Here is a 23,402-nt window from a genome sequence, read left to right on the forward strand (position 1 = left end):
TGCTGGCCGCCGTCCCGGCCGGCGCCGCCCCGATCGAGGACCTGGTCCAGCGCGGACCAGCCGCCCCGGTCTGGCACCCGCTCAGCAGCAGCGGGCGGGCGTGCGGGTGGACGGAGCTGTAGGCGGCAGGGCGGCCTGCCGCCGGCCGTCCCGGCCGCCCTCCTCCTCGCTCCTCCTCCCGACCGGTGGCACCGCGAAGCGGGGCCGCCGGGCCACCGCGCAGCGGACACACCATCACGCCGTCGGCGCGCAGCATCAGGTGGCCGGGATCTTGTCTCCGCTCCTGCTCTGCGCGCCGATTCTCCTGCTCCTCTTCTTCGGCGCTCCGGTGCCCGGACTTCACCCAGCACCCGCCGAGGTGCCCAGGGAGAAGTAGTCGGCGCCCAGCGACCCATGGACAAACGGGCTCTGAGCTGCTGAAACGCCGCTTCCAGCGGCACCGCCTGACGCAACCCCGAGTAGCAAGCCCAAGTAGCAACCCCGAGTAGCAACCTGCAGTCGCATGTGACTGAGCACCGTAGATGGCCAAAGTTTTCAGGCTACTTGGCCAAGATCGAATGCATCCGCGCTGCTCACGGCCGCGAGGTCTGGTGTCGGACGACAGCGAACTGTCAGTGGCTGGCGACAGGCCGTACCGCGCGCTCGGTTGCGGCACGGCCTGCGACTCAACCGTGATCGGCGGCAGGCCTGGTGACGCACCGATGACCCGCGCCGCTGACACTTCATGTCGTTTCGCTGAACCGGATGTTGTCCGGCAAGGCCGAGCGCCGGCTCTCCGCCTAACCGCCCCTTGACCGCACACCCCCACAGCCCCTCTCATGGAAGGACGGCGGGGAGGTGGTCACGGTGGCCGACGGACCGAACGGCGGACGCGACGTATCGGGAACGGTGATGGCCGTGGTGCTGGCGGTGATCGTGCTTGGCCTGATGCTCTTGGGGGGGACCGCGAAGGACCCGCCCGGCCCGTCCGGCTGCATGGCCTCCTGCGACTTGCACTGAGCCTGCGCCTCTCGACCCTCGGCGATGGCCCTTTTGAGCGCCCCATGGGGACTGCCCCCCATGGGCGAGCGCCAGGTAGACCGGAGGAGCGTGTTGCCGCACGGCTGGTCCTTGTGACCGTCACTTCTCGTGCCTCATGTCGCCGATGACTGACATCTCACGTCGCGACCCACTGACGTTCGTCGTCCGACATCTGGCCAACTACGGTGAAAACCGTGGCCATCTACGGTGCTCAGTCACATCGCAACCTCCAGAAGCAACCTCAGAGGCAACCCCTGCACGGTGCCTCGCGGACCCTGCCGAAGGTGGTCAGCGCCACTGGTAGGACGTGGTGGTCATCGCCGGGAGCAGCACGGGGCCGCCCGCGGTGGTGTCGGGCCGGACGGCCTGGTCGAGGACGGTGCCGATGTCCGGGTACAGGTGGAGACCGGCCGCGTCGGCCGCCGGCAGCCACACCACCGGTGCCTGGTCGGGGTCGTCCTGCTCGGCCTGGGCGACGGTCTCAACCAGGTGGTGGGGCAGGTGGGCGGTGAAGACCAGGTGCCGACGACGGAACGGCTCCACCTCGCCCGCCCGCAGGGTGCTCTGGTCCTGGACGAAGCGGAGTACCGGCGGGTCGGGCAGCACGGCCAGGTCGAGGCCGAGCTCCTCGAGGAGCTCCCGGCGCAGCGCCGCGGTGGGGTCCTCGCCGTCCTCGAGCACGCCGCCGGGGAAGGTGAGCTGTACTCCGGCCGGGCGCTGGCGGCGGATCAGGCACACCCGGCCGTCGTGGACCAGGACCGCGCACACCCGCACGCGGACCGGCCCGGTCACCACACCGCTGCTCGTCATGGCCGGTACGGGGTCGCCGAGGTGGCCGCTTCGTCGGCGCCGGGCGGCAGCGTCGGCAGCGGCCAGGACGGATCCGGTGCCCAGGTCGACCAGCCGCCGGCGAAGGGCCCGGTGCGGTTGTCCAGCATGCTGATCGCCCGGCCTCGGGCCTGCTCGACCTGGCGGCCCACGTAGTCGTCGACCACGCCGAGGCGGCGCAGCTGGGAGTACTCCTCAGTATCCTTCCAGTGGTGCCCCGACAGGTCGGGGGTGATGACCAGGTCGAGGGCGAGGTCCATGGTGTCGATGCCGAGACCGGGGCGGCGCCGGTAGGGCATCTCGAAGTTGACATACCAGCGCAGCGGCTCGTGGGTGGTCGCGTCCTGAAAGCGGTGCACGGAGAACCACTCGCCGGCCAGGAAGTGGGAGAGCAGCTCCGTCCCCTCCCACCGGTACGGGCCGAGGGCCCAGGTGCCAGCCGCCAGGTCCGCCAAGCCCTGCTTACGCGCGGTGTCGTCGCCGGCTCGCGTGGAGGTGATCCAGGTCGTCGGGGCCAGGCTCTCGATCCCCGGCCAGTAGGCCAGGGTCAGCACGTGGCCGGTGTCGTCGATCACCCGTTGCGGCATCGCGGTCCACACCCGATCGGCGTGGACATCGCGGCGGATCACGGTGGTGCCGGGCTGGAACAGGGCGGTGTCGGTCATGGCGGAGAGTGTTCCCGGCCTGGGGGCCGGGAAGTCCGCTCGAAGGTGTGACGGCGGGTCAGGGCTTGGGGAAGCCGTAGCGTTCGGCGGCCCAGCGGTTCGGCGGCTGCGGGGCGTCCAGGCGCTTGCGCAGCTCCTGGACGGCCTGAGCGAGCTCCTCGCGGTCGGTGGCGTTGACCGTGCCGTCCAAGACGGCGGAGACGTCGGCGAAGGTGCCGTCCTCCCCGAGGCGGCCGGCGCACAGCTGGACGCGCAGGTACGGGGCGAAGGCGTCGATCCCGATCCACCAGCCGTCGTGGACCACGCGCAGCTGGGAGGGCAGGTGCCCGAGCAGGACGCGGGCCTGGTCCTGCCAGCCGCACACCTCGATGATCCACTCGGCCACCGGATCCGGCCCCATCGGCTGCGTCATCGGTCCACCCCTCCCTGGCGACAGTACGCCGAGCCTATCCGCGCCAGGACGGCCAGGCCCACGTCGAGCAGACGGGCTCGTGCCAGGTCGTCCGGACGACCATCCAGCCCGGGGTCAGATGCTCGCTGGACCAGGTCCGGCAGCACCCGCCGCCGTCCGGCCGGACCGGGGCCGGCGGCCATCCGGCGCGGACCGGAGCGGTGGGCGCAGCCGGACGGCGGCGACGGCGGCGCCTGGTCTGGGGTGTCGTCATGTCGCAGGCTCTGCCCACCGCGCCGCGGTGCCGAACCCCGCCGCCACCCGGACGGCGTACCGCAATCCCGTTCTAACCGGCCGCTGAACTGCGACGACACCCAAAACTCACCGGGTCCGAGGCGAAACTCACCAGCGCCCCGGGGCGAAACTCACCGGTCCCGGGGCGAAACTCCCCACCGCAGGTCAGCGGGGGTGCCGAAACTCCCCGGTGCAGGTCAGCGGCCTGCACCGGGGAGGGGGCCGGGTCAGGACCGGCGCCACCAGGAGCTGGTGCGCTTCGCCTCGGCGGCCGCGGCTTCGGCAGCGGCCCGCTCGCGCTCGGCGGCCTCCCGCGCCTTCCGGTCGGCGTCGGCCTGGCGGCAGCCGGCGCACAGCCCGTCGTCGTTCCAGCCCCGTTCCTTCTCCTCCCACCGCTCGTCCGAGAACGACGCCGAGCAGCGGCGGCAGGCCGGACGGCGCCGCTCCCGCTCCGCTGCCTCCCGCGCCCGGCGGGCCCGATCCGCCTCCGCCCTCTCGACGGCCAGCAGCTCGTCGCCGTCCGGGTTGTCGAGCGCGTCGGTGAGGGTGTGCCAGCCGTCCCGGCCGAAGCGGTACCAGACCGCCGCGTCGGCCCCGTGGCGGCGTAGCAGCGGCAGGGTGGTGGCGACGACCGGCAGGGCGCGGTGGTGGTCGCGGGCGTGGACGGCGTCGCCGCCGTACGCGGGGGCGTGCCAGATGTCCTCGGAGGCGGTCTCGACCTCGGTCATGCGGTTGAGCAGGCGTTCGTGGTCGCGCTTGGCCTTCTCCGCCTTCTGCTGGGGGGTGAGCCGCTTGGCGTCGGGTCGGTCGCGCTTGCGGCCGGCCTCCAGGACCAGGGCGACCGGCGGCAGGCCCTCGCGGCCGGTCGGCGGGTAGACGGTGGGCCACAGCCGCAGGCCGTGCGTACGGGCGCCCCGGCGGCGCAGCGAGGCCTCGAACGCCGGCTTCGCCGTGCCCTTCGCCGGGAGCTCGCACCAGGTGCGGTAGGAGGTGAGCTTCTCCACGAGGGTGCCGACGCCCTCGTTCTCGCGGTCGACCTCGACCAGGAGCACCGGCACGTCCGAGCCGGGGTCGCGCAGCACGAGGTCGGTGAACAGGGAGCGGCGGTGCGGGATCGGGTGCTCGACCTCGGTAGTGAACGCCTCCAGGTGCCCGAGGCCGGCGCGGGCGAGGAGGCTGGCGGTGGCGACGACGTCCAGGGCGTGCTCGGAGTACGCCGTTGCCCGGCCGTCGCGTTCGGTGCGCAGCTTGGACAGCTTCGTCCCGGCCGGGAGCAGTCGGGCGGCTTCGCGGCGGCCGGCTGCGGTCAGGGTCCACAGCTTGCGGTTGTCCGGCAGGCGCAGCTCCTCCCGCACCCTCCCGGCGGCCGCCAGGTCGACCAGGGCGTCGCGGGTGGCCTTGTCGTTCCGCTGTCCCGGCAGGACCAGATGCCAGAGCTCCCTCGCGGTGGCGCGCTGGAACAGGCCGAGCGACACCAAGACCCCACGCCGCACCGGTTCCGTCGAGTCCGCCTTCCACCGCACCTCGGCAGCGGCAGGAAGAGGGTTGTCGCCACGGCTTCGGCCCCTTGTCCGGGGCTGCTGGCCTGCGGAAACGGGCCGGTCGGCCGCCGCGGGCACGGAGGTGCCGGCGGAGGTGCCCGCGGAGGCGGTGCCGGGCCCCTTGCCCCGGCCGGGCGAGGCCTTCGCCTGGCCGGTCTGGTGGTGGTCGGCGGCCTGGTCGCCGTCGTCCGGACCGGGCGCGGCGAGCGAGGTGGTGGACATCAAGGTGGCCTTCCGTCAGCAGGAAGCCGGGGTCGGCGCGGTGGCCGGCCCGGCACCCGGACCAGCGCCCGGGTGCGGCCGACACTGCACACCACCCCCTTGTCCGCGGCCTGACCACACCCCTTGTCCGACCCCTTGACCAGCGTGTTGTCCCGCCCGATTCGCCCAGGTCTTGGGCCTTGTCCTCCCGGTATGTCCGTGACCGACACCACAGACCGTCAGGCCGCGCGCCCAGGCGCCGACGCGCGCGGTGCGGGTGCGCGCGGACCGCGCGGTGCGGTGCGGACGCGCGCGGTGCGGTGCGGAGCGAAGTCCGCGCAGCGCGGCGGTGCGGGTGCGGGTGCGGGTGCGCGCGATGCGGTGCGGGTGCGCGCGGACCGCGCGGTGCGGTGCGGGACGAGGTCCGCGCGGCGCGGCGGTGCGGGACGAGGGCGCACCGGCCGGTGCGGTGCGGTCGCCGGGCTTCCTCCGGCACCGCGCGCGGCACTTTGTCCAGGGGAAATGCGCCGTTGTCCAGGGGAAACGCGCGGCCGCACCAGTGCGGCGGACCACCGCGCGACGCACTCTGCAGGGCCTGTCCATAGGCGCGCCGCGCGCTGCTGGAACTGTCCATCGCGCGCGGGCCGGCGCGCGGCGCGGGCGCGGGCCGGATGGTGCGGTGCGGTAGCGGCGCGACTACCGCACCAGCCGTGCGGTGCGGACCGCGCGGCGCGGTGCGGTGCGCCCCGGCCGGGGCGCGCGGTCGGAACCCGCGCGGCCTGTCCATAGGCGCGCCGCGCACTGCTGGGACTGTCCATCACGCGCGGGCCGGCGCGCGGCCGCGTCGGCCGGCCCGGCCTACCAGCGGGTGAGGTCCTCCCCCAGCGCCCGGCGCAGCAAGGCGAGGGCGCCTTCGGCGCCGGGGCAGCGCAGGGGCTCGCCGCTGGCAGCGTCAGCGACGAGGCTGCTGTCGATCAGGGCCGTCCAGATGCCGCGCTGGACGTCGTACTCCTCGATCCAGCCGACCGGACGGCCACCTTGCTGGAGCTCCTGGACGCCCGGGTGGTCGGGCCAGGTGAGGTGGACCAGGCCGTCGCCGAACGCGGCGCGGTCGGGGTCGCCGAGGCCGCGGGCGGAAGGCACGCTCCAGCCGGTCGGGCGCTTGAGGGCCAGGTACTGCACGTCGGGCATCGCGCGCTCGGCACGCAGCCGGTCGAGGTGCGCGCGGTGCAGGACGTCCAGGGCCTGGCCGACGGAACGATGGGTGCGGGGCCGGACCACGGCGGTCTGCTCGCCCTGGTGCTCGGCAGCGATGTGCCCGGCCTCTCCCCAGGGACCGTCCGGCAGCGGCGCGGTCCAGCCGATCGGCCGGCCCCGGTGGAGCAGCTGGTGGACGTCCTCGGCCTGCGGGTCGTCCCAGGAGGCCACCAGCCAGTCCTCACCGAGCGTCGGGCTCAGGTCGTCCAGGCGGTCCGGCTCGCCGAACCGGAGGCTCGGGTTGGTGCACGCGGCGCGGCGCAGCGTCTCGAAGTCCTGCGCCCGCTGCTGGACCGGGGCTGCGGGTGCCGGCACTCGCACGGGCGCCCCGAATTCGGGTCGGTCCGAAATAGCGGGTGCTGCCGCCTGGGCCGGTACGGGCGTCTTTTCGGACCGGTCCGAAACAGCCGGGCCGGTCGGGGGCGTGGCTGGGGCGGGATTTTCGGACCGATCCGAAACTGTCGGTGCGGCGGGCGCCTCGGCCAGGACCTTGGGGTCGACCCGGGCCAGGACGTCCGGGCGCATCAGCATCTCCTCGGCCCGGCGCAGCAGGCGCTGCTGCTCGGTCAGGTCGGGCCAGCGGACCTCGTCCCGCACGTCCTCGGCCGCCTCCGCCGCCCGGGCGCTCAGCGTCCCGTGCAGGCGGTGGAACTCCTCGTACGCGGCCACCGGGTCGGCGTCCACCGCGTCCAGGAACGCGCGCGCGGCGTCCACGGCCGCCTCCGCGCACCGCAGCACCTCCGCCCGTACGCCCTCGGCCGACCGGAGGGCGTCGGCCTTGAGCTTGTCCCGCGCGGCCTTGGACTTGCACGCCGTCGAGCACCACTTCTGGCGGCGCCCGCGCTTGCCGGGTTCCGGCACCGGCACCGACTTCCCGCAGCCCGCGCGCAGGCACACCTCGCCCGACGCCACCTCGAACAGCACGTCAGAGGTGCCGGAATTTCGGACCGATCCGTATTTCATGCCCGGATCGTAGCCCCGACGGCCACCCAGGCGTCCGGGATTTCGGCCCGCAAGCCGCACCAGGCCGAAAGCCGCACCAGGGTGTCCCGCCGCCCGGCGCGACAGCGGGCAATGTCGTCCCGCCACCGCGCCGGGCCTTCCCTGGTGGTCAGAAGTCCTGGAGGTGGGCCTGGCAGTCGCTATCGGAGCTGGACAAGGCGGCGGCGAAGGAGGTCGTGAGCACGAAGCAGCCCCTTGAGTACCGGGTTGTCCCGACATTGTCCCGCCCGTTCTGTCCCAGGCAGAGGCTTTGTCCTCCCGGTTTATCCGTGGCCGGACTTACGAGGCCTCGGCGATGTCAGAGGAGGCCCGTTGTGCGGGCAGGTTTCGATTGGGCTTCCCCTGGCTTAAGTGACTGGCAGCGCTGGAAGCATGAGCATGACCGGCAACGTCCAGGGGGGACATCTCGATGAGCGTGTTAGAGGAACTTGCGTCCACGGTGGTCCAGCTGATGGTGACTTCCGCCACCGCGGCCGCCACCGGAATCGGAGGGGCCGCCGCCGCACAGGTCGGGGACCTTGTGCGCACCCGGCTGACCGGAGCGGGACAGGGCGATGCGGTCGCGACCTTCGACGTGGCTCCCCAGGAGCCCGCCGCGCAGGCCGCGCTGCACACCGCCCTGGTGACCGTGATGACGGCAGACCAGCCCTTCACGGTCCAGCTGACCACCATGGTGCCTGCCACGAACCCGGCACCTGGCCCCCAGAGTTCCGCGTTCGCGGGCGCAGCCGTGGTGCAGGGCAACAACAACCAGCTGCGCGGCACGTTCGCCGGACGCGACGTCATCAACCACATCCGGCAGGGTGACATCCGCACCCTCGCGGTCCTCGCCGTGATCATCATCGTGCTGGCCCTCGCCGGATACGGCGGCGCACAGATCATCAGCGGCGGCAGCCCCTCCACCGACGACCGTCCGGCGACCGGAGCGTCGTCGCCCGCCGCCGGCAGCCCTGCGGCAGGCACGCCAACACCCGCGGCGGTCCCGGCCACGACTTCGCCCGCGGGCCAGTCCGCACAGCCTGCCCAGCGGTGGTCGCTGCCCGAGCCTCCCTGGGTGTTCTCCGAACCCGTCCTGGCCGACGACCGGATCTACTACATCAGCTTCACCGGTACGACGATGAACCTCCTGACCGTCGACGCGGCCGGCGGCACCGTGGAGAGCTCACTGCCCATGGACGGGATCGGATCACCCAGCCCGCTGACCGTCTCCGGCAACCGGTTCTACTTCGTGGACGACAGAGGGATCCTGCACGGCGGGCAGGGCACGACGTGGCTCTTCCACTACCCCACCGGCGCCGCCAACTACGGTCTGAAGGCCCCGACGGTCGCCGACGGCACGGTCTACGTCGGCGGCGGGAGCGGGCGCCTCAGCGCCGTCGACGCGACCACCGGCACGCTGCGCTGGAAGTTCACTGCCAAGGGCCGCATCTCCTCCTCACCCGCCGTCCACAACGGAGTCGTCTACGCCACCAGCCGCGACGGCAACCTCTACGCCCTGGACGACCGGGACGGGCACGAGCTGTGGCACTACGCGGCCGGGGAGGAGTTGTACGACTCCTCCCCGGTGGTGGCGGGCGGCACGGTCTTCTTCGGCGGCTCTGAAGGCCACTTCTTCGCCGTCGACATCACCAGCCGCACCGAGCGGTGGAAGTTCCGGACCGAGGGCGGCGACGGGCAGATCGCCACGGATCCCTTGGTGCTGGGTACCACGGTCTACTTCGGCAGCATGAACAACACCTTCTACGCCCTCAACACCACAACCGGGACCAAGGTCTGGTCGGTGACCACCGGCGACTACATCCACGACAACGCGGCCACCGCCGACGGCGTCATCTACTTCGCCAGCCGCGACGGCAAGCTCTACGCCGTCGACGCCGCCACCGGCACACCTCGCTGGACCTACACCTCCGAAGGGAAGGTCCCGGTGGGGCCCGCGGTCGGCAAGGACACCGTCTACGTCGCCACCGTCAAGGACGACGGGTCGTTCACCGGCCACCTCATCGCCCTGCAGCGCTGACACGCGCCGCTCTGGCGGGCCGCTCAGAGGCCGTGGACATGGGCCTGGTGGATGATGCGGGTCGCCATCTCCGGGGTGTCGTGCAGGGCTGCCCGCTGGGTGACGGGGTCACCAAGGAAGTAGCCCTCGTAGACCGCGACCCAGCCCGCCCCGCCGTCCAGACCCCGCTCGACCCACCCGACCTGATGACCCTCGCCGAGGACCAGCATCACGTCCGGCTGGACCGTCCAGCCGGCCAGCGCCCAGTCGTAGCCGAACACCTGCGGGTCGAGCGGGATGTGGACGTCCATGCTGCTGGGCAGGCCGCGCAGCAGCGGGTCGCGCGGCACCGACACCGTCCGGTCCTCCCGGTCCGCGGGCCCGGCCGGGGGCTTCTGCTCTGCGGGCTCGGGGGCGGGGGTGGTCTGCTGGGCCAGGCTCCGGTCGACCAGGTCCCGCAGCCGGCCGCCCTCCGCGGCCGGGCCGGCCTGGTCGCGTGGCCCGGCGCCGCCGGGGGGTGCCGGGGTTTCTCCCCGGGGCGCAGCGGGCGCGAATTCGGGGATGTCGGCGGCGGGCGTCGTTTCTCCCCGGGGGGCAACGGCCGCCGGCGGGGCCTGTTCAGCGGCGTAGGCGGCACCTTGTCCCGTCGTCGTTTCTCCCCGGGGGAATTGGTCGGCGGGTCTGCTGGCCGGACCCGGGGTGACGGCTGAGGGGCGGGGAACGGGCGCGGCGGCAGGTACGGCGACGGCCGCCCCTGGGGTGCTCCCGAAACCGGGGCGGGTTTCGCCCCGGGGCGTTTCGGCGGGCTCCGGGGCAGGTTGTCCCGCCGCCGGGGCCTGGGTCGGGTGCTCGGCGAGCAGCCGCTCGACCAGCTCCCGGTGGCGCTGCATCACCACGTCGGCAGCGTGGAGAACGTCGCTGACCCCTTGGCGCGCAAGGGCCGGGTCGTTGTCCCGGGCGGCGCGTTCCAGCTGGAGCAGCAGCAGCCGATCGTGCCGGAGCAGCTCCTCGCCGAGGGTGAGGAGCTCGGCCGCGGCCGGGTCGTCGGCCAGGCCGTCGGGCAGTCCTGTTTCGCCCCGGGGCGTTTCGGCGGCTGCGGCGAGGGCCCTGGTCTGCTTCTCCTTCTCCCTGACACGGTCGGCTTTCGACGAGCACTTCTTCGAGCAGTACTTCCTCGGGCGGCCCGTGCCGCTCGGCTCCATCTCTTTTCCGCACACCGCGCAGGCCGGCGCGCCGAACAGCATCGGCTCGGACACCGCATTAACCCCCGGGGAGAAACTCATGCCCGGATGCTAAGCCCCACCACCGACGCCGTTTCCCCCCGGGGTGAAACGGCCGGGCAGCAAGGTGCTGCGCAGCCCGTTGCGCAGCGGCCTGGGTCGTGCGCAGCGAGGTTGTCCCCGTTGCGCAGCAGGTTGTCCCGCGCTGCGCATGCGCAACGGGTGCTGCGCAGCGTGGGCGGGTGCGCTGCGCAGCGCTGCACCGGGTGTAGCAAGGTGACCCTTGCTACACGCGAGTGCAGCGGCGTCCGGGTGCAGCAAGGGTGCCCTTGCTGCACCCGTGACCGCCCGGGCCCCGCGCCGGTTGCACCGGTATGACGACCTCTCCGCTGCCCGCGCTGCCGCTGCACTCCGACACCCACGAGACCGAGGCCCCCGACGGTGGTGAGGACCAGGCGCAGCGCGCTGCCGAGCTGGCGGCGCTGCACCGGGCGGCCGACGCGGGCGAGGCGGCGGCCACGTGGGTGCGCGAGCTGGCCAGCCGCCAGGGCGAGGAGGACCACGGCCAGCTGCTGGAGCGCGTGGCCGAGGCGATCGTCCAGGCGAGCAGCCGCGAGATCATCCCGGGTAGCTTCGGCCTGCTGACCGAGGAGCTGCGCTACACCCTGGCAGCAGATGTGGTACTCGGCGCCTCGCACACCACCGGCACCCTGCCCGAGCTCCACCCCGGCGAGCGGATGCCGCTGATCGCCGTCTGCGCGATCGCCGCCACCTTCCCGTCCTGCGTACTCGGCGACCTGACCCGCGAACTCGAGGTGCTGGCCGCCGAGCTCGAGGCCGCCACCGACGCCGGCCGGGCCGCCGCCGAGCCGGCGACCGGATGAGCAGGACCGCCCGGCGTGGGCTCGCCCCGGGTGCCGGGCGGGTGCTGTCCGCCGCCGTCCGCCCGCCCCGCACCCCGCTGCCGTGGTCGCCCGCCGCTCTCGACACCGAGCTGCACACCGTCCTGGCCGCCTACGACGAGGCGGCCGCGCCGTGGCGCGAGGCCTTCGAGGAACTGGACGAGGACGCCCTGGCGGAGGCCGCCGCCGAAGCGCGGGCCTTCGGCACCGACCCGGTGGCCGCGGTCGACGAGCTGGTGCGCTCCCTGCTGCACCAGCTGACCGACTGGCAGCAGGCGATCGGCGCGCTCGGCCGCGACCTCACCGCGGCCGCGCAGGAGCGGCCGCTGCCGGAGTGGGCGGCCGACGCCGGCCGCACCGAGGACGTCCGCTGGCGCCAGGCCCGCACCGCGCTGCTCGAAGCCGTCGCCCGCCACCACCACGGCGCCCTGCCCGACGACGCACCGGAGGGGCGGCCGTGGTGATCACCACCGGTCCGCGCACGGGAGAATGAGCCGGGTGACCAGCACCCAGCCGCGCGGCATAGGCTCCCTGATCCCCACTCGCGCCCAGACGACGCCCGGCGAACAGGCCGCCGCCCAGCTCCTCCACCTTCGGTCCGCGACCGTGCCGGTGCCGGTCCTCGCCGCGGCCGCCGCGCTGATCGCCCCGCAGCTCGAAGACCCGGACGCCGCCACCCGCGAGGCCGCTGGCGCCGTTCACGCCCACCTGCTAGCCGCCATCGAGGACGCCGCCCCCGGCCGGTAGCCGGTTGGCTGTCCCAGCTCTGTCCCAGCACCCCCGCGACACACTCCCACCAGGCGAAACAGGGTGGGACAGTCCCAGATCCGTCCCAGCAAAAGGCCCGAAACGGACACCCTGAGACACGGGTAGGACAGAGCTGGGACAGCCTGTCCCAACCCCGGAGTCGGGCAGTGCGAGGCGCAGCCCGACCGGTCCCGGGGAAGCAGGGGGGTGTTCCGCGGAATCCGGCCGGTGGGAGGTCAGCAGCGCCGGGGGCCGGGGCGCGGCTGCTCTGCTCGGCGGCCCGGTGGTGCTGTGGTGGGGCCGCCGTGCCGGGAATGTTAGGCCTCGGACGCCGGGGTGAGAAGTGTTCTGACCTGGGATTTTTCGGCCGCGAACATGCCATCCGCAGGGCACTGCTCCACCCGCTGGACCGAGTACGTCAAAGGGGATGTGCTCCGGACGGTGGTGCGCCACGATGACGCGATGGACGACACCCAGGCGATGGTCGACTTCCTGCGCGACAAGTACCGCCGCAGCATCCAGACGAGCGAGAGCATCCACAGCGCGGTGATCACCGGCCGCATCCCCGCCCTGGACGGCGACCGACGCAAGCACGCCGGCTTCACCCTGCAGTCCGTGCACGAGGCCCAGTCGATGCTGGAGCTGTTCGAGACCACCATCGTGGCCCACCTCGGCACCGCCGGCCCCATGGGCGCCATCGCCGAACAACAGCTGCGCATCCTCGCCCGACCGTTCCTGTAGCCCCGGCCTACGCGTTCCCCCGGCCGACCGCGGGAATGGGCCGGACATGGACGAGGACCAGGAGCAGGCCGGCCCGGTCGACGCGGCGCGCGCCCGGGAACTCACCGAGCAGCTGCGCACCGCGATCGAGGACGTCCGCGCCGCCGTCCTGGTCCTCGCCCGCCGGGTGCGCGCCGCCCACCAGGCGAAGGTGTGGGCCGTCCTCGGGCACCCGAGCTGGAGCGCCTACGCGCTCGCCGAGTTCGGGATCGGCCGCTCGACCGCGTACCGGCTGCTCGATCTGGCGGCCGTCGCGGAGGCGATCGAGGCCACGGTCACCGCCGAGCTGGGGGTGTCCCACGCGTGGGACAGCACCGACCTGGTCCTGCCGGTGCGCGCCATCGCCGACCAGCAGCTGCGCATCCTCGCCTGCCCGTTCCTGTGACCGGGCCGACGGCCCCCGCCGCCTCGCAGTTACCAGCGGCGCAGGAACTCGGCCAGTGCGCGGCGCTGCTGCTGCTCTTCGACGAGCACCTGGGCGAGGACGGAGCGGTCGATGTACGGCTCGACCGCAGCCTCCAGGAGCCGGCGCAGCTCGTCCGGCTCCAGTGCCTCGACCTCCGACTGGACGGGGTGGGCTGGGTCGAAGCCGTAGCGGGCGGCGAAGGCGGGCCAGCGCGGGTCGCCCTTCTTGCCCTCGGCGGCGGGGAGGCCGCACGCGAGCCTCTGTTCGTTGGTGAGCAGGACGCGCTCGACGCGGGCCCAGCAGCGGGTGCGGGCGGTGCGCTCGGCGACGACCTGGACGTAGGACTGGCTGGAGAAGCCGCGGACTACCAGGACCGGGATGCCGGCCTCGTCCAGCCAGGCGGTGAACTGCTGGCGCAGGGTGTCCTTCTCCGCCGCGTACAGCGCGACCTCCTGGCCTTTTGCGATCCAGGCGGAACCAGGAGGGCATCTCGGCGAGCATCGTGCCCGGGTCGGACCAGGCCTGCGGCACATGGACTTCGCGCACGGTGTCGACCAGGTCGAGGAAGTCGCGTCGCGGCGGGCCTGGGCCACGTGCGAGGACAGGTGCCGGTAGGCGGAGCGGCTGTTGGAGATCAGCCCGGCGCTCATCAGCCGGTAGAGATCTGTTCTCCACCGTTTCGATGTCTCATGAGACACGCGCTGGGCTCTCCCCGGATGTGCGGTGGTTCGGCCCACACTCCCGGTACGGGTCGTGCTTGAGACACTACGGGGTAGCGGCGAGCCGCGCGTAGGAGGCGAGCCGCGCGGGGGTGATTCCGATCTGGTGAGCGAGGAGCCGAAGGTCGGCATCGTCCTCTGAACGAGGCCCGAGGGCTTCGAGGACGAGGTTGCCGAGCGCAAGCTGCAGCCTGTGCTTCTCGCGCACAAGCGCCTTGCCCCGACGGACGAACTCCTCCCAGACCGCAGGGTCGATGGCGCTGACCACGGGGGAGTCGTACATCGAGGACACCTCCTTTGCAATCGAAGTAAATTCTCGACTCCAGCATCGCTCCCACGGCCTTCCAATGGCAATGACGGTTATCCGTCGCGCCACAAAGCAGGAGCGCTGAGCGGAGGTAGATTGGGTCGTAGACGGCATTCGTGGCTGTCACGGGGATTTGTTGCTTCCCACAGCCCGGTGGACGGGGCAGCCAGGGAATGTCTGCTCAGCGGTGTTCGGCACACGGGTGAGGAGGCTCCTCGTGGCAACCATGACACTTCCCACCGGCTACACGAAGGCCGAATGGGAGCCAATCGTCCGCAAGGGACGAAAACTAATCAAGCAGAAGTCCAGCATCCAGTTCGCGCTGGGCGATCTCGTGATCGACGCACTGGTCGACCACCCCCGTGGGCACGGCGAGGTGGCAGAGGTCCTCGACCTTCTGGCTCACCAGATCGGGATCAACGTGGGCACGTTGCGTGAGTACTACGAGATTGCGGGACAGTGGCCGGAGGAGAAGCGGCGGCTGGACGTCTGCTGGAGCGTGCACAGGACACTCGCCTACGTGAGAAGCCGGTATGTCCTGATCCGGAAGGACCCGTACGACCCGATCTCGAAAGAGAACCGCTGGACGGTGAACGAGGCGGAGAAGGTCGCGAATCGGGCTTTCGACACGCCGAGCAACAAGGAGGAACGGCTGGCCAGGACCCGACGGCTCCTGCACAGCGATGAGGACGCCGCCGAGGTCGTGAAGGAGATGCTCACCCGGCCCGATGTTCGCAGTCGGGTAGTCGCGGACCAGCGCGCGCGGAACCTGCTCCGGGAAGCCCAGTACGAGCACTGGCAGCAAGTCGACCGCGAGATTGAGGCCGAGGCCGAGCTCGCGCCGGCCGAGGACGCCGCAGAGGTCCAGGAGGCTGCCGAGGAGGCGGTACCCGCAGTCAGTTACAAGGACGCGCCCCTGGAGATTCTCCGGCTGATCGGGACCTTCGCGTCGTTCTTTGTCTCCCTGCAGCGGATCATCCCCGAGATCCACGCCCAGGACTACAACGAGGACACGAAGGCGGCAGTGCTCGAAAACGTCCACAAGGCTCGGATGCTCCTCGATTGGTGTGAGAGCGCCATCACGACAGGTCGGACCGACATGGACAAGGCGTTGGCGAGCTTGCTGGAGGACGAGGACGGGGAGTGAAGGTGGCCACGCAGCGTCGACGGGCGGCGCACGAGTTTGGAGAGGAGATCTGGAACCCGGTGGCCAGGGCCGGTGATGACGGCCTTCCACGAGAAGAGGCCATCGGGCGGCTGACGAGCCGCCCAGTTCGAGCTGGGCATGGCGTGGATCCGTGACTACCTGCCCGCGACCACGAGGAAGTTCGTCCCGGTGGACGGACGCTATGCGATGGCAGGCGACGAGGACGAAGGTGAGTGACCATGGCCACGACGCGCCGCCAGGCGGCGCACGACAGTGGACAGGACATATGGAACCGGGTAGTCAAGGCCGGTGATGACGGCCTTCCGCGAGAGGAAGCCATCGGGCGGAACACGCCCGCCCAGTTCGAGCGGGGCAAGGCGTGGATCCGCGATTATCAGTGCGGAAACAAGAAGACAGGTTTCGTCCTGGTACACAGTCATTACGCCGTGACGAACAACGTCGAGATGAACAAGCTCTACGTGACAACAAGGCTGGACACCTTGTTCAAATCGGTTAAGCGTCTCTACAAGTGCGCACTGGCGAATCTGCCGCCGGATGCCAAGAGTGACCTGTCGATCATGGTGCTGCTCAAGACATGCGACGACATCTTCGCCGCGATGAAGTTCCTGGAGGAGGCAGGCTTCTCGGCACAGGCCGCTGCGGAAGCCGCCCAGGAGAGGCCCAGAACGTCCACGGCAGCGGGTAGGGGCCGGAGAGCGTCGGGAGCCGCCGGGCGGAAGTAGTCCCGAAGGAGCACGAGCCGGGCCCACGGGTAGGGTGGGCCCGGCCCGCACACGTCGAGCGTCACGGAGGGCGCCCTCTGACGCAAGTCGAAATGGCGGGCCAGGGCGCGGCTATCTCGGATGGCTCCGAGGTGTCATGTATGTGAGTAGCCCTGAAATAGCGTTCCTTGAAAGGATCCGAGGCATTCCAAGCATGCTGGTCACGCCTGCGTCCGGCGGACCGGACGTTCCGGCTTCTTGCGTCCCACAGTTGGTGTCCTCCCAGCTCAGCATGCGGCGACCGGGCCATTGAACACCCGCCGCAGCCGTCTGACGCCCCGTTAATAACATCGGGTGCGAAGGCCGGCCGGGCCATGAGGCATGCGGGCCGCAGAGTTGCGGGCAGGATCACCGGGCACCGACGCAGCCGCGACATCAGGGGAGAGATGAGCAAGCGCAGGAAGCCCCCAGCCGACCCCGTTCAACATCAAGCCGCCCATTGCGGAGGACGAACAGCCGTTCATGGAGGTACTCGTCCTCGCCGACCCGGACACCGCGGACCCGTACTCCGCGACGCGCGTGCTGCTCGTGCGGGGCCCGCGAGAACGGGCGGATCATCGGCGCGCTCAGCGTCTCCGTCCCGGAGTGGGTCATCACCCACCCACGTCCACGGCATCGCCGTCCACCCCGACTACCGCCAGCGCGGTATCGCCCGGGCCCTGCTGTGCGGGCACACAAGCAGCTCCACCGACTATCTGCGGATGACCCTGGAACACGGCAAGGACCTGGCTGTCCACGGCCCCGAACACCTGGCCTTCGTCGCCGCCGAACTCAACGACCGCCCACGCAAAGCGCTCGGCTGGGACACCCCAGCCGAGCGCCTGCATAAACTCATCGCGGCCTGATCAAACCGACCACGTGTTGCAACGACCCCTAGAAACCGCCGTCGGCTCGGGGGGGGTGGCGGACGGGCTGCGGAGGGCTACTTGCCGAGGGCGGCCTGCACCTCTCGGGTGGGCTTGGCCTTGGGTCCGGCCACCGCGGTGAGCATGGGCAGGATGTCGCGGCCGACGGCGGCGCGCTCGACCGGGTCGGCGATCGACCGCCACTCGGCGAACGCGCGTTGAGCGTTGGCCTTCGTCAGGTCGTGTCCGAGGCCGGCGGCAGTGGCCTGCAGGCCGGTGACGTGCAGGTACAGGCGGGCGGCCTCGGCGCGCTGGCCCTGCAGGTGAGCGATCAGCGCGCGCAGCTCGCGCACCCCGATGACGTTCGGGTCGCTGGGGCCGCGCGCGGCGCTGAGCTCCTGGTCGAGCTGGACGGCTTCCGCGGCGGCCAGCAGCAACGTGAGGCCGGTCTGCGGCTTGCTGAGCTTGCCCGCCAACGCGGCGAACCGTGCGGCGTGGCCGGCTTCGGGCAGCGGCGGGCGCTGCGATGCGGCGGTACGGGCGGCGGCAACGGCGGCCGGCTCCTCGTATCGCAGGTCGTCCTCCCACTCGGCCGCTTCGGCCGGACCGGGGTCCGGCTTGGCGTCCGGTTTGGCCCAGAACTCGGGTGTCACGATGCCCCACGGGCCGGCTTGCTGGTCGTCCTGCAGCACTGCCGCCTCCCTGCCGTTCACCACGGGACCACGCGCACGACGTGGGTGATCCGGGTGATCGCCTTCGTACTGTTGCGCCAGCCGCTGTAGGCGACTGTGCGGGTCTGGACGCCGGTCCTCGGCGCCTCCACGATCCAGCCGTTGCCCACGTACATGCCGACGTGGCCCGGCGAGTCGTCACTGCCGTCGGTGCCGGCGTTGAACACCAGGTCGCCGGGCTTGACGTCGTCCACGCCCACTCGGGTGCCGATCTTGACCTGCTCGAACGTGGTCCGCGGGAGAGTCACTTGGGCATGGGCGTAGGCCTGCTGCATCAGTGAGCTGCAGTCGCACCGGCCTTGCGGGTTGGTGCCGAGCGGGTCAGTGCAGTCACCGCCCCACTGGTACCACCCGCCGCGCTGGGCGAGAGCCCACGCGACGGCGGTCTTGATCTGCTGGGGGGTGTCGGCGGGCAGCTGGTAGTCCGGGGGAAGGTCCACGGTCACGGTGTCGTCGGTGGTCGTGAACTTGCGGACGTTCTCCATGATCTTCTTGACGTAGTCGTAGGTCTGGCCGGCCGCGAATGAGGCCGGCGGCACGCCCTTGTACTGGTCGACGCGCCCCCAGCCGGCGTTGTAGCCGGCCAGGGCGAGCTCGATCGGGCTGCCGTTGTAGTCCGGGTGCCCCTTGGCGGTCTTGAGCAGGCTGCACATGAAGCGGCCCTGGGCCGCGATGGCGTCGCGGGGCTCCCAGACGCTTCCACCGTTGCCCCACGTCGCCCACGTCTCGGGGGTGAACTGGGCGATCCCGTCCGCCTGGCCGCTGCTGGCGCGCGGGTTGAACGCGGACTCGGCATCGATCTGCGCGGCCAGCACGCCCGCGCTCAGCCCCTGGTCGCACGCGGCGGACGCGTCCTTGATGAACTGCGCGTACTGCTCGGGCACTCCTCCAGGTCCCACCCGCAGGGTGCCGGACGACGCCACCGGCGCCACCCCGCCGCCGACGGTGCCGCCCTGGTCCTGCGCGGCAACCGCGATGAACATCACCAGCCCGGCCCCCAGCGCGAGCGGGCTCACGCCAGCCACCCCGACGGCGGCCACCACGCCCGTCTTCATCCCCACTTAGACCCCCCGGTCAAGAACTCCGTGCGAACAGCGCGAGTTCGGGTGCGCCATTCTGGCATTCGCATAGGACATGTCCGCGGCACGCATCACTGCTGGTTGAGACATGCTGGCCCATAAGACGCGTGCCAACAAACGCATTTCGGCGCTAAACCGACTAAGCCCCTCCCGAACCTTCGCAGGTTGCTACAGACGTGACGGATGGTCAGGAGCTAAGCGACTGAGACATGTGTCAGGTGTCGAGACTAGACTGCGGCCGACACGCACGGTGACTGGGGGGTGACCGGGGCCGGCGGGGCCCATTCAACGGGCAGGCAGCCCCGTTGTCATGAGTACACGTACTCATGACAACGCAGGTGACCGCTCGGGAACCTGATCACGCTGAACACGAAGACTGGGGGGTGCGGTGGCGCGCAGAACTGTCCCGGTGGTGGAGCTGCCTCTCCACGGCCGACTCGTCGTTCCTGTCCTGGCCGCCACAGGCGGCAGTGGACGGTCCACGGTGGCCGGCCTCCTGGGTGCCGTCCTGGCCAGGGCGGCGCCCAGCGTGGTGCTCGACCTGGCTCCCCGGCTGGCCTCGCCGTGGCCGGCCTGGACGGCGGAGCCCGGCACCGGGCTGGCGTCGATCCCGCCCGACCGTCCGCTCAGCCGCGCGCAGGCGCAAGCCGCAGCGGCCCGGCTTCCCGGACCGGGCGGCTCCTCCTGGCAGGTCCTGACGGACCACCGGGAGTGGAGCGCGCCGCCGCTGCCCGCGGTCGACACACCCGCAGCCTGGTACCAACTGGCTGCCATCGGCGGCTGGCCGGCCGTGGTCGCCGACACCTGCCACCCGATGGCTCACGACCTGGTCGCCGCCCGCACTGGCGGCGACCAGGGCCTGACCGCCGCATGGTGCGCGCTGCCGGTGAGCGTGCCGGTCGTGTGCGCGGCCGCGACCGGCTCGGGGGTGGCCGCACTGCAGACCGCCCTGTCGGCGGCCGCCGCCGAGGGACTGCCGCTACAGCGCATGGTCGTCGCCCTGGTGGCGACCGGCGACGGCCGGGCGCCAGCCCCGGTACGGGCGGGCGAAACGATGCTCGCGCCACGGGTCGCCGCCGTCGTCCGTGTGCCCTACGACCCGGACCTGCGAGCCCACGGCCTGCGAAACGCCTCCCGGCTCGGCGCCCGCTCCGTACAGGCCGCCGAGCAGCTCGTCCAGGCCGTCGTCACCTCCGCCCGTGAAAGCTGGGGCGACCCGCTGCCGGCCGCCGCGCAGCCCGCCCCGGCCGCTCCTCGAACCCCGTCCCACGTACACCCGACAGAGAAGGTCCTTCTGTGAGCCAGATCCTGCACGCCGTCACCACCCTGCTGAACGACCCGCACACCCACATCCTCGCGGAAGACCCGCCGCCGGCTACCGCGGTTCCAAACCCGATCCCGCCGTTCAAGCCGGAGCTGCCCACGAACGTCTCCAAGCCGACCGGCACGATCCTTGGCTGGGTGGCCGGCGGTGGCCTGGCGCTCGCCGTCCTCGGCGGGCTGCTGGGCTGGGCGGCGGTTGCCATCGGCGAGAACTCCGAGCGCGGCGGCATGGCCGCGCGCGGCAAGAAGGCGATCATCATGTCCTTGATCGCAGGTGTCGGCATCGCCTGCACTTCAGGGTTGGTGTTCGCCGCGTACTCGATGGCGTCCTGATGCTGGACCGCCACGACCGCGCCGCCCGCAGGGCGCGCCTGCGCCTGATCGGCATCGGGGTGGTGACCGGCGCGGTCGTCGCCGCTGGCGGCGTCGCGCTCCTCCACGGCCTGGACGACGGCGACGACCCCAAACCCAACGCGGCCCCGACCGCGACCGCGACGGCAAGCCCTGGGCCGACATCGTCGCCGAGCCCGTCGGCCACCAGGACGCTGACGCCGAACACGGCCAAACCGGCGCACCTGCCGAAGCCGGCCGGGCAAAAGGACGGCGCCTCGATCGGCTTCCCGCGCTACGGCTACGGGCCGATGGCAGCTGCGGTCTACCACCTGGACGAGCTGTCGGTGCTGGACGACGACATGGTCCGACGCCAGCTCACCGTCATCACGGCCAAGGGCAGCGAGGACTCCATCGACAAGGCCGTCAGTGAGGTCCGCAAGCTCCGCGAGCAGGTGGGTCTGCCGCCCTCCGGCGGCACCCCGGCCGGGATGACGATCACCACCACCGTGGACGCCGCGCAGGCCTGGGCGCTCAACAGCGACGGCTCCGTGATCACCGTATGGATGCACTACAGCCGCACCGCCACGCTGCCCAAGGGCGGCCCGGACGACAGCCCACTCCGGAACCAGCTGGCCAACATGATCCTGCAATGGGAAGACGGCGACTGGAAGATCACCACGGATCCCAAGTGGACGGCCAAGAAGGGCGATCCGATGCCCTATAACCCCGATTCGCCGGCATCCGCGAAGGACGGATGGCTGGTGGTGATCCGTGACTAACCGCAAACTCCTCCGGCTGCTCACCGTCCTGCTCGCCGCGTTGATGTCGGTCGGGGTGGCGGCCGTCCCGGCCGCGGTGGCCGACCCCCCGACCAGCGAACAAAAGGCTCACGCCCCCAACGGCCCCCCGGACAAGCCCAATCCGGAATGGCTCAAGCAGTGGAACGACCGTTCCGAGGGCAACTTGGGCCGCGACACAAACGGCCACTGGTGCATGCTGCCCGAGGCCAACAACTGCACCTTTTACAAGCAGCCTGACGTGTTCGACTCGTGCGAGGAGCACAACGTCGGCTGTGACGATCCGGCCGTCACCGAGGCCCGCAAACAGCGCGAGCTCAAAAACCTCAAGGACTGGGAAGCCGCCACGGACCACGGCCTGGCCGGCTACCAGAAGATGGACGACGCCATTCGGAAGTGCATCGAAGACGGCGTCAGCAAGGGCGAAACCTTCCACAGCTGCCGGGAACAGAACGCGAGCCTGATGACGCCGCCCGGCGGCCTGAGCGACTGGGTCGCGGGCAAGATCTCCAAGCTGGCCGCCGACGCGCTCAAGGAACTGGCCGGCGCCATCGGCACGGGCGTGGTGTGGCTGCTGCAGCAGTTCGCCGACTCGTTCAACGAAGCCTCGACCATCGACCTGAGAAAGGTCGGAATCGGCCAGGTCACGGGCATCATGACCATGCTGTCGGTGCTGATCGCCGTCTTCCTCGCCCTGGTGCAGTTCGCGAAGGTCGCCGTGAGCCAGCAAGGCGCCCCGCTGGCGACAGTCCTCAAGGGCCTGGGCAAGTACGCCGTCGTGCTCGGGGTGTACGCGGGCGCGGCGCAGGTGATCCTGGACTGGATCGACCAGGTGTCAATCTGGATCATCAACTACTCCTTCACGGGCGGTGGCTCCGACCAGGCGAGCGCCGCGGCCGCGATGAAGCAACAGCTCGGCACCCTGTTCTCCGGGCTGGTCGCCAGCGGCGGCGGGGGTGCCGCCGGGGGCGCGCTGATCACCGGCGGCGGCGTGATGAGCCAGGCGATCGGCGCGGTCATCGTCCTCGGCATCCTGGCGATCCTGGTGATCGGCGCGCTGTGGATCGAGATGTTCGTCCGGCAGGCCGGGATCATGGTCCTCATGGCCTCGATGCCGATCGCCCTGGCCGGCCAGCTCAGCGACGAAACGCAAGAGTGGTGGCCCAAGGCTCGGCGGGCGTTCACCGCCATGGCGTTTTCGAAGCTGGCGATTGTGGTCTGCTTCGCGATCGGCTTCAACGCGATGAACCACGCCGAGGGCATCCGCAACGTGATCGTCGGCCTGATCGTGTTCCTCCTCGCGGCGTTCGCCTGGCCGGTGCTGGCCCGGTTCCTGACGATGGTGGAGGCGGGCGGCGGCAACTCGGTTGCCGCCGGGATGGTCTCCTCGGTCGGCTCCAGCGTCGGCGCGATGTTCGGCGGGTTCGCCGGCGGCGGCCTCGCCGTGGCCGGGGCCGGGGCCGTCGGCGGCGGGTCCGGCTACACCAAGGCCCTGGAACAGGAGACCAGCCCCGCCGCACCCGACGGCGCACCGGGCGAGGCTTCCCCGGCCGGCTCGGGCGGTGGCGGGAGGTTCGGGACCGGCTCCTCGAAACGCTCCTTCCTGTCGCAGTTGGGCGGGGCCGTCGGGCTCGGCGCCCAGCTCGCCGCCGCCGGGGCCAGCACGCTGGAGGGCGCGGCGGCCAACGCGTCCGCGAACGCGGGCCTCGGTGCCCCCGGGAGCGGCCACGCCACGGTGATCCCGCCCCGTAGGGGCGGCACCGCGCCGTCCGTCGGCGGGCCGGAGGGCGAGGGCGCCGGTGCGGCCGCCGACCCGCAGAGCCCGGCGGCCGCGGGGTCGCCGGAGGCCGAGATGCCGGCGCCGCGCGGCCCGGACGGCTCGGCCACTCCCGCGTTCGGGACGGCTGTCCCGCCGGAGGCCGCCGCCCCCGTCATCCCGGCGCAAGCACCCGCCGCACCGCCGAGCACCTCCAGCACCGACACGCCGCCGTACGGAACACCCGCGTGGATGCCGGACCACAACACCATGCCCGGCAGGGCTCCGCGGTCGGGCCCCGCTCCGCAGCCGCCGACACCCGAGGGGAGTTGA

The 23,402-nt window shown here is 71.7% G+C and carries 23 protein-coding genes and 2 pseudogenes; 15 read left to right on the forward strand and 10 right to left on the reverse strand.

The features are described from left to right. Positions 1-837: 837 nt before the first annotated feature. Positions 838-999 carry a hypothetical protein gene (locus J5Y04_RS30910; RefSeq protein ID WP_209415702.1) on the forward strand — a complete coding sequence of 54 codons (162 nt, stop codon included), beginning with the start codon at positions 838-840 and terminating at the stop codon, positions 997-999. Positions 1,000-1,308: 309 nt separating this feature from the next. Here the strand turns inward: J5Y04_RS30910 and J5Y04_RS30915 are convergent, their stop codons facing one another. From J5Y04_RS30915 to J5Y04_RS30935, 5 genes are all read right to left on the reverse strand, one after another. After that, complete coding sequence (locus J5Y04_RS30915; protein ID WP_209415703.1) at positions 1,309-1,830, reverse strand: NUDIX domain-containing protein; 522 nt, start codon at positions 1,828-1,830, stop codon at positions 1,309-1,311. Then, on the reverse strand, positions 1,827-2,513 hold the full coding sequence (locus J5Y04_RS30920) for a DUF402 domain-containing protein (protein ID WP_209415704.1): 687 nt from the start codon (positions 2,511-2,513) through the stop codon (positions 1,827-1,829). The genes J5Y04_RS30915 and J5Y04_RS30920 overlap by 4 nt, the downstream gene beginning before the upstream one ends. 58 nt (positions 2,514-2,571) lie before the next feature. Further along, on the reverse strand, positions 2,572-2,925 hold the full coding sequence (locus J5Y04_RS30925; RefSeq protein ID WP_209415705.1) for a hypothetical protein: 354 nt from the start codon (positions 2,923-2,925) through the stop codon (positions 2,572-2,574). Positions 2,926-3,425: 500 nt separating this feature from the next. After that, positions 3,426-4,961, reverse strand: coding sequence for a replication-relaxation family protein (locus J5Y04_RS30930; RefSeq protein WP_209415706.1), 1,536 nt, complete (start codon positions 4,959-4,961; stop codon positions 3,426-3,428). Between the two features lie 837 nt (positions 4,962-5,798). Then, on the reverse strand, positions 5,799-7,160 hold the full coding sequence (locus tag J5Y04_RS30935) for a hypothetical protein (protein WP_209415707.1): 1,362 nt from the start codon (positions 7,158-7,160) through the stop codon (positions 5,799-5,801). Between the two features lie 448 nt (positions 7,161-7,608). Here J5Y04_RS30935 and J5Y04_RS30940 point away from each other — a divergent pair, with 448 nt between their 5' ends. After that, positions 7,609-9,216, forward strand: coding sequence for a PQQ-binding-like beta-propeller repeat protein (locus tag J5Y04_RS30940; protein WP_209415708.1), 1,608 nt, complete (start codon positions 7,609-7,611; stop codon positions 9,214-9,216). 23 nt (positions 9,217-9,239) lie between these two features. Here J5Y04_RS30940 and J5Y04_RS30945 read toward each other — a convergent pair whose 3' ends face one another. Next, entirely contained in the window at positions 9,240-10,478 is a 1,239-nt protein-coding gene (locus J5Y04_RS30945) for a hypothetical protein (protein WP_209415709.1), read from the reverse strand. Between the two features lie 311 nt (positions 10,479-10,789). On the opposite strand from J5Y04_RS30945, the gene J5Y04_RS30950 reads away from it, so the two are divergent. The 5 genes from J5Y04_RS30950 (at position 10,790) to J5Y04_RS30970 (ending at position 13,229) form a co-directional block, all read left to right on the forward strand. After that, on the forward strand, positions 10,790-11,299 hold the full coding sequence (locus J5Y04_RS30950) for a hypothetical protein (protein WP_209415710.1): 510 nt from the start codon (positions 10,790-10,792) through the stop codon (positions 11,297-11,299). Continuing rightward, positions 11,296-11,781 carry a hypothetical protein gene (locus J5Y04_RS30955; RefSeq protein ID WP_209415711.1) on the forward strand — a complete coding sequence of 162 codons (486 nt, stop codon included), beginning with the start codon at positions 11,296-11,298 and terminating at the stop codon, positions 11,779-11,781. The genes J5Y04_RS30950 and J5Y04_RS30955 overlap by 4 nt, the downstream gene beginning before the upstream one ends. A 34-nt stretch (positions 11,782-11,815) precedes the next feature. Further along, positions 11,816-12,064: a hypothetical protein gene (locus J5Y04_RS30960; RefSeq protein ID WP_209415712.1), complete on the forward strand. Its 249-nt coding sequence runs from the start codon at positions 11,816-11,818 to the stop codon at positions 12,062-12,064. A gap of 462 nt (positions 12,065-12,526) precedes the next feature. After that, entirely contained in the window at positions 12,527-12,805 is a 279-nt protein-coding gene (locus J5Y04_RS30965; protein ID WP_209415713.1) for a hypothetical protein, read from the forward strand. Positions 12,806-12,851: 46 nt separating this feature from the next. After that, positions 12,852-13,229 (forward strand): hypothetical protein, encoded by a 378-nt coding sequence (locus J5Y04_RS30970; RefSeq protein WP_209415714.1) that lies wholly within the window; start codon positions 12,852-12,854, stop codon positions 13,227-13,229. A 29-nt stretch (positions 13,230-13,258) separates the two neighbouring features. Here J5Y04_RS30970 and J5Y04_RS42300 read toward each other — a convergent pair whose 3' ends face one another. Both J5Y04_RS42300 and J5Y04_RS30980 read right to left on the reverse strand, forming a co-directional pair. Beyond that, positions 13,259-13,948: a hypothetical protein gene (locus J5Y04_RS42300; RefSeq protein ID WP_245205791.1), complete on the reverse strand. Its 690-nt coding sequence runs from the start codon at positions 13,946-13,948 to the stop codon at positions 13,259-13,261. 67 nt (positions 13,949-14,015) lie between these two features. Further along, entirely contained in the window at positions 14,016-14,252 is a 237-nt protein-coding gene (locus J5Y04_RS30980; RefSeq protein WP_209415715.1) for a hypothetical protein, read from the reverse strand. 250 nt (positions 14,253-14,502) lie between these two features. On the opposite strand from J5Y04_RS30980, the gene J5Y04_RS30985 reads away from it, so the two are divergent. The 4 genes and pseudogenes from J5Y04_RS30985 to J5Y04_RS30995 all read left to right on the forward strand — a co-directional run. Beyond that, entirely contained in the window at positions 14,503-15,423 is a 921-nt protein-coding gene (locus tag J5Y04_RS30985) for a DUF6192 family protein (RefSeq protein ID WP_245205804.1), read from the forward strand. A 239-nt stretch (positions 15,424-15,662) separates the two neighbouring features. Beyond that, positions 15,663-16,166 carry a hypothetical protein gene (locus J5Y04_RS30990; protein WP_209415717.1) on the forward strand — a complete coding sequence of 168 codons (504 nt, stop codon included), beginning with the start codon at positions 15,663-15,665 and terminating at the stop codon, positions 16,164-16,166. Positions 16,167-16,591: 425 nt separating this feature from the next. After that, a pseudogene (locus J5Y04_RS44040) lies at positions 16,592-16,864 on the forward strand (hypothetical protein); the annotation flags it as partial. 57 nt (positions 16,865-16,921) lie between these two features. Then, positions 16,922-17,050, forward strand: a pseudogene (locus J5Y04_RS30995) (IS30 family transposase); the annotation flags it as partial. 77 nt (positions 17,051-17,127) lie between these two features. On the opposite strand, the gene J5Y04_RS31000 reads toward J5Y04_RS30995, so the two are convergent. After that, positions 17,128-17,742 carry a hypothetical protein gene (locus tag J5Y04_RS31000; protein WP_209415718.1) on the reverse strand — a complete coding sequence of 205 codons (615 nt, stop codon included), beginning with the start codon at positions 17,740-17,742 and terminating at the stop codon, positions 17,128-17,130. Positions 17,743-17,759: 17 nt separating this feature from the next. Then, the gene (locus J5Y04_RS31005; RefSeq protein WP_209415833.1) at positions 17,760-18,836 is read right to left on the reverse strand and encodes a bifunctional lytic transglycosylase/C40 family peptidase; all 1,077 of its coding nucleotides are present in this window, start codon (positions 18,834-18,836) and stop codon (positions 17,760-17,762) included. A gap of 508 nt (positions 18,837-19,344) precedes the next feature. On the opposite strand from J5Y04_RS31005, the gene J5Y04_RS31010 reads away from it, so the two are divergent. From J5Y04_RS31010 to J5Y04_RS31025, 4 genes are read left to right on the forward strand one after another with little or no spacing between them, the layout of a single operon-like run. Continuing rightward, positions 19,345-20,160, forward strand: coding sequence for a hypothetical protein (locus J5Y04_RS31010; protein ID WP_307853386.1), 816 nt, complete (start codon positions 19,345-19,347; stop codon positions 20,158-20,160). Continuing rightward, positions 20,157-20,516, forward strand: a complete 360-nt coding sequence (locus J5Y04_RS31015) for a hypothetical protein (RefSeq protein WP_209415719.1) — start codon at positions 20,157-20,159, stop codon at positions 20,514-20,516. The genes J5Y04_RS31010 and J5Y04_RS31015 overlap by 4 nt, the downstream gene beginning before the upstream one ends. Then, positions 20,516-21,295, forward strand: coding sequence for a hypothetical protein (locus tag J5Y04_RS31020; RefSeq protein WP_209415720.1), 780 nt, complete (start codon positions 20,516-20,518; stop codon positions 21,293-21,295). Before J5Y04_RS31015 ends, J5Y04_RS31020 begins: the two co-directional genes overlap by 1 nt. Then, complete coding sequence (locus J5Y04_RS31025; RefSeq protein ID WP_209415721.1) at positions 21,288-23,402, forward strand: hypothetical protein; 2,115 nt, start codon at positions 21,288-21,290, stop codon at positions 23,400-23,402. The genes J5Y04_RS31020 and J5Y04_RS31025 overlap by 8 nt, the downstream gene beginning before the upstream one ends.

The sequence above is a fragment of the Kitasatospora sp. RG8 genome (genome assembly GCF_017813315.1).
Classification (GTDB): Bacteria; Actinomycetota; Actinomycetes; order Streptomycetales; family Streptomycetaceae; genus Kitasatospora.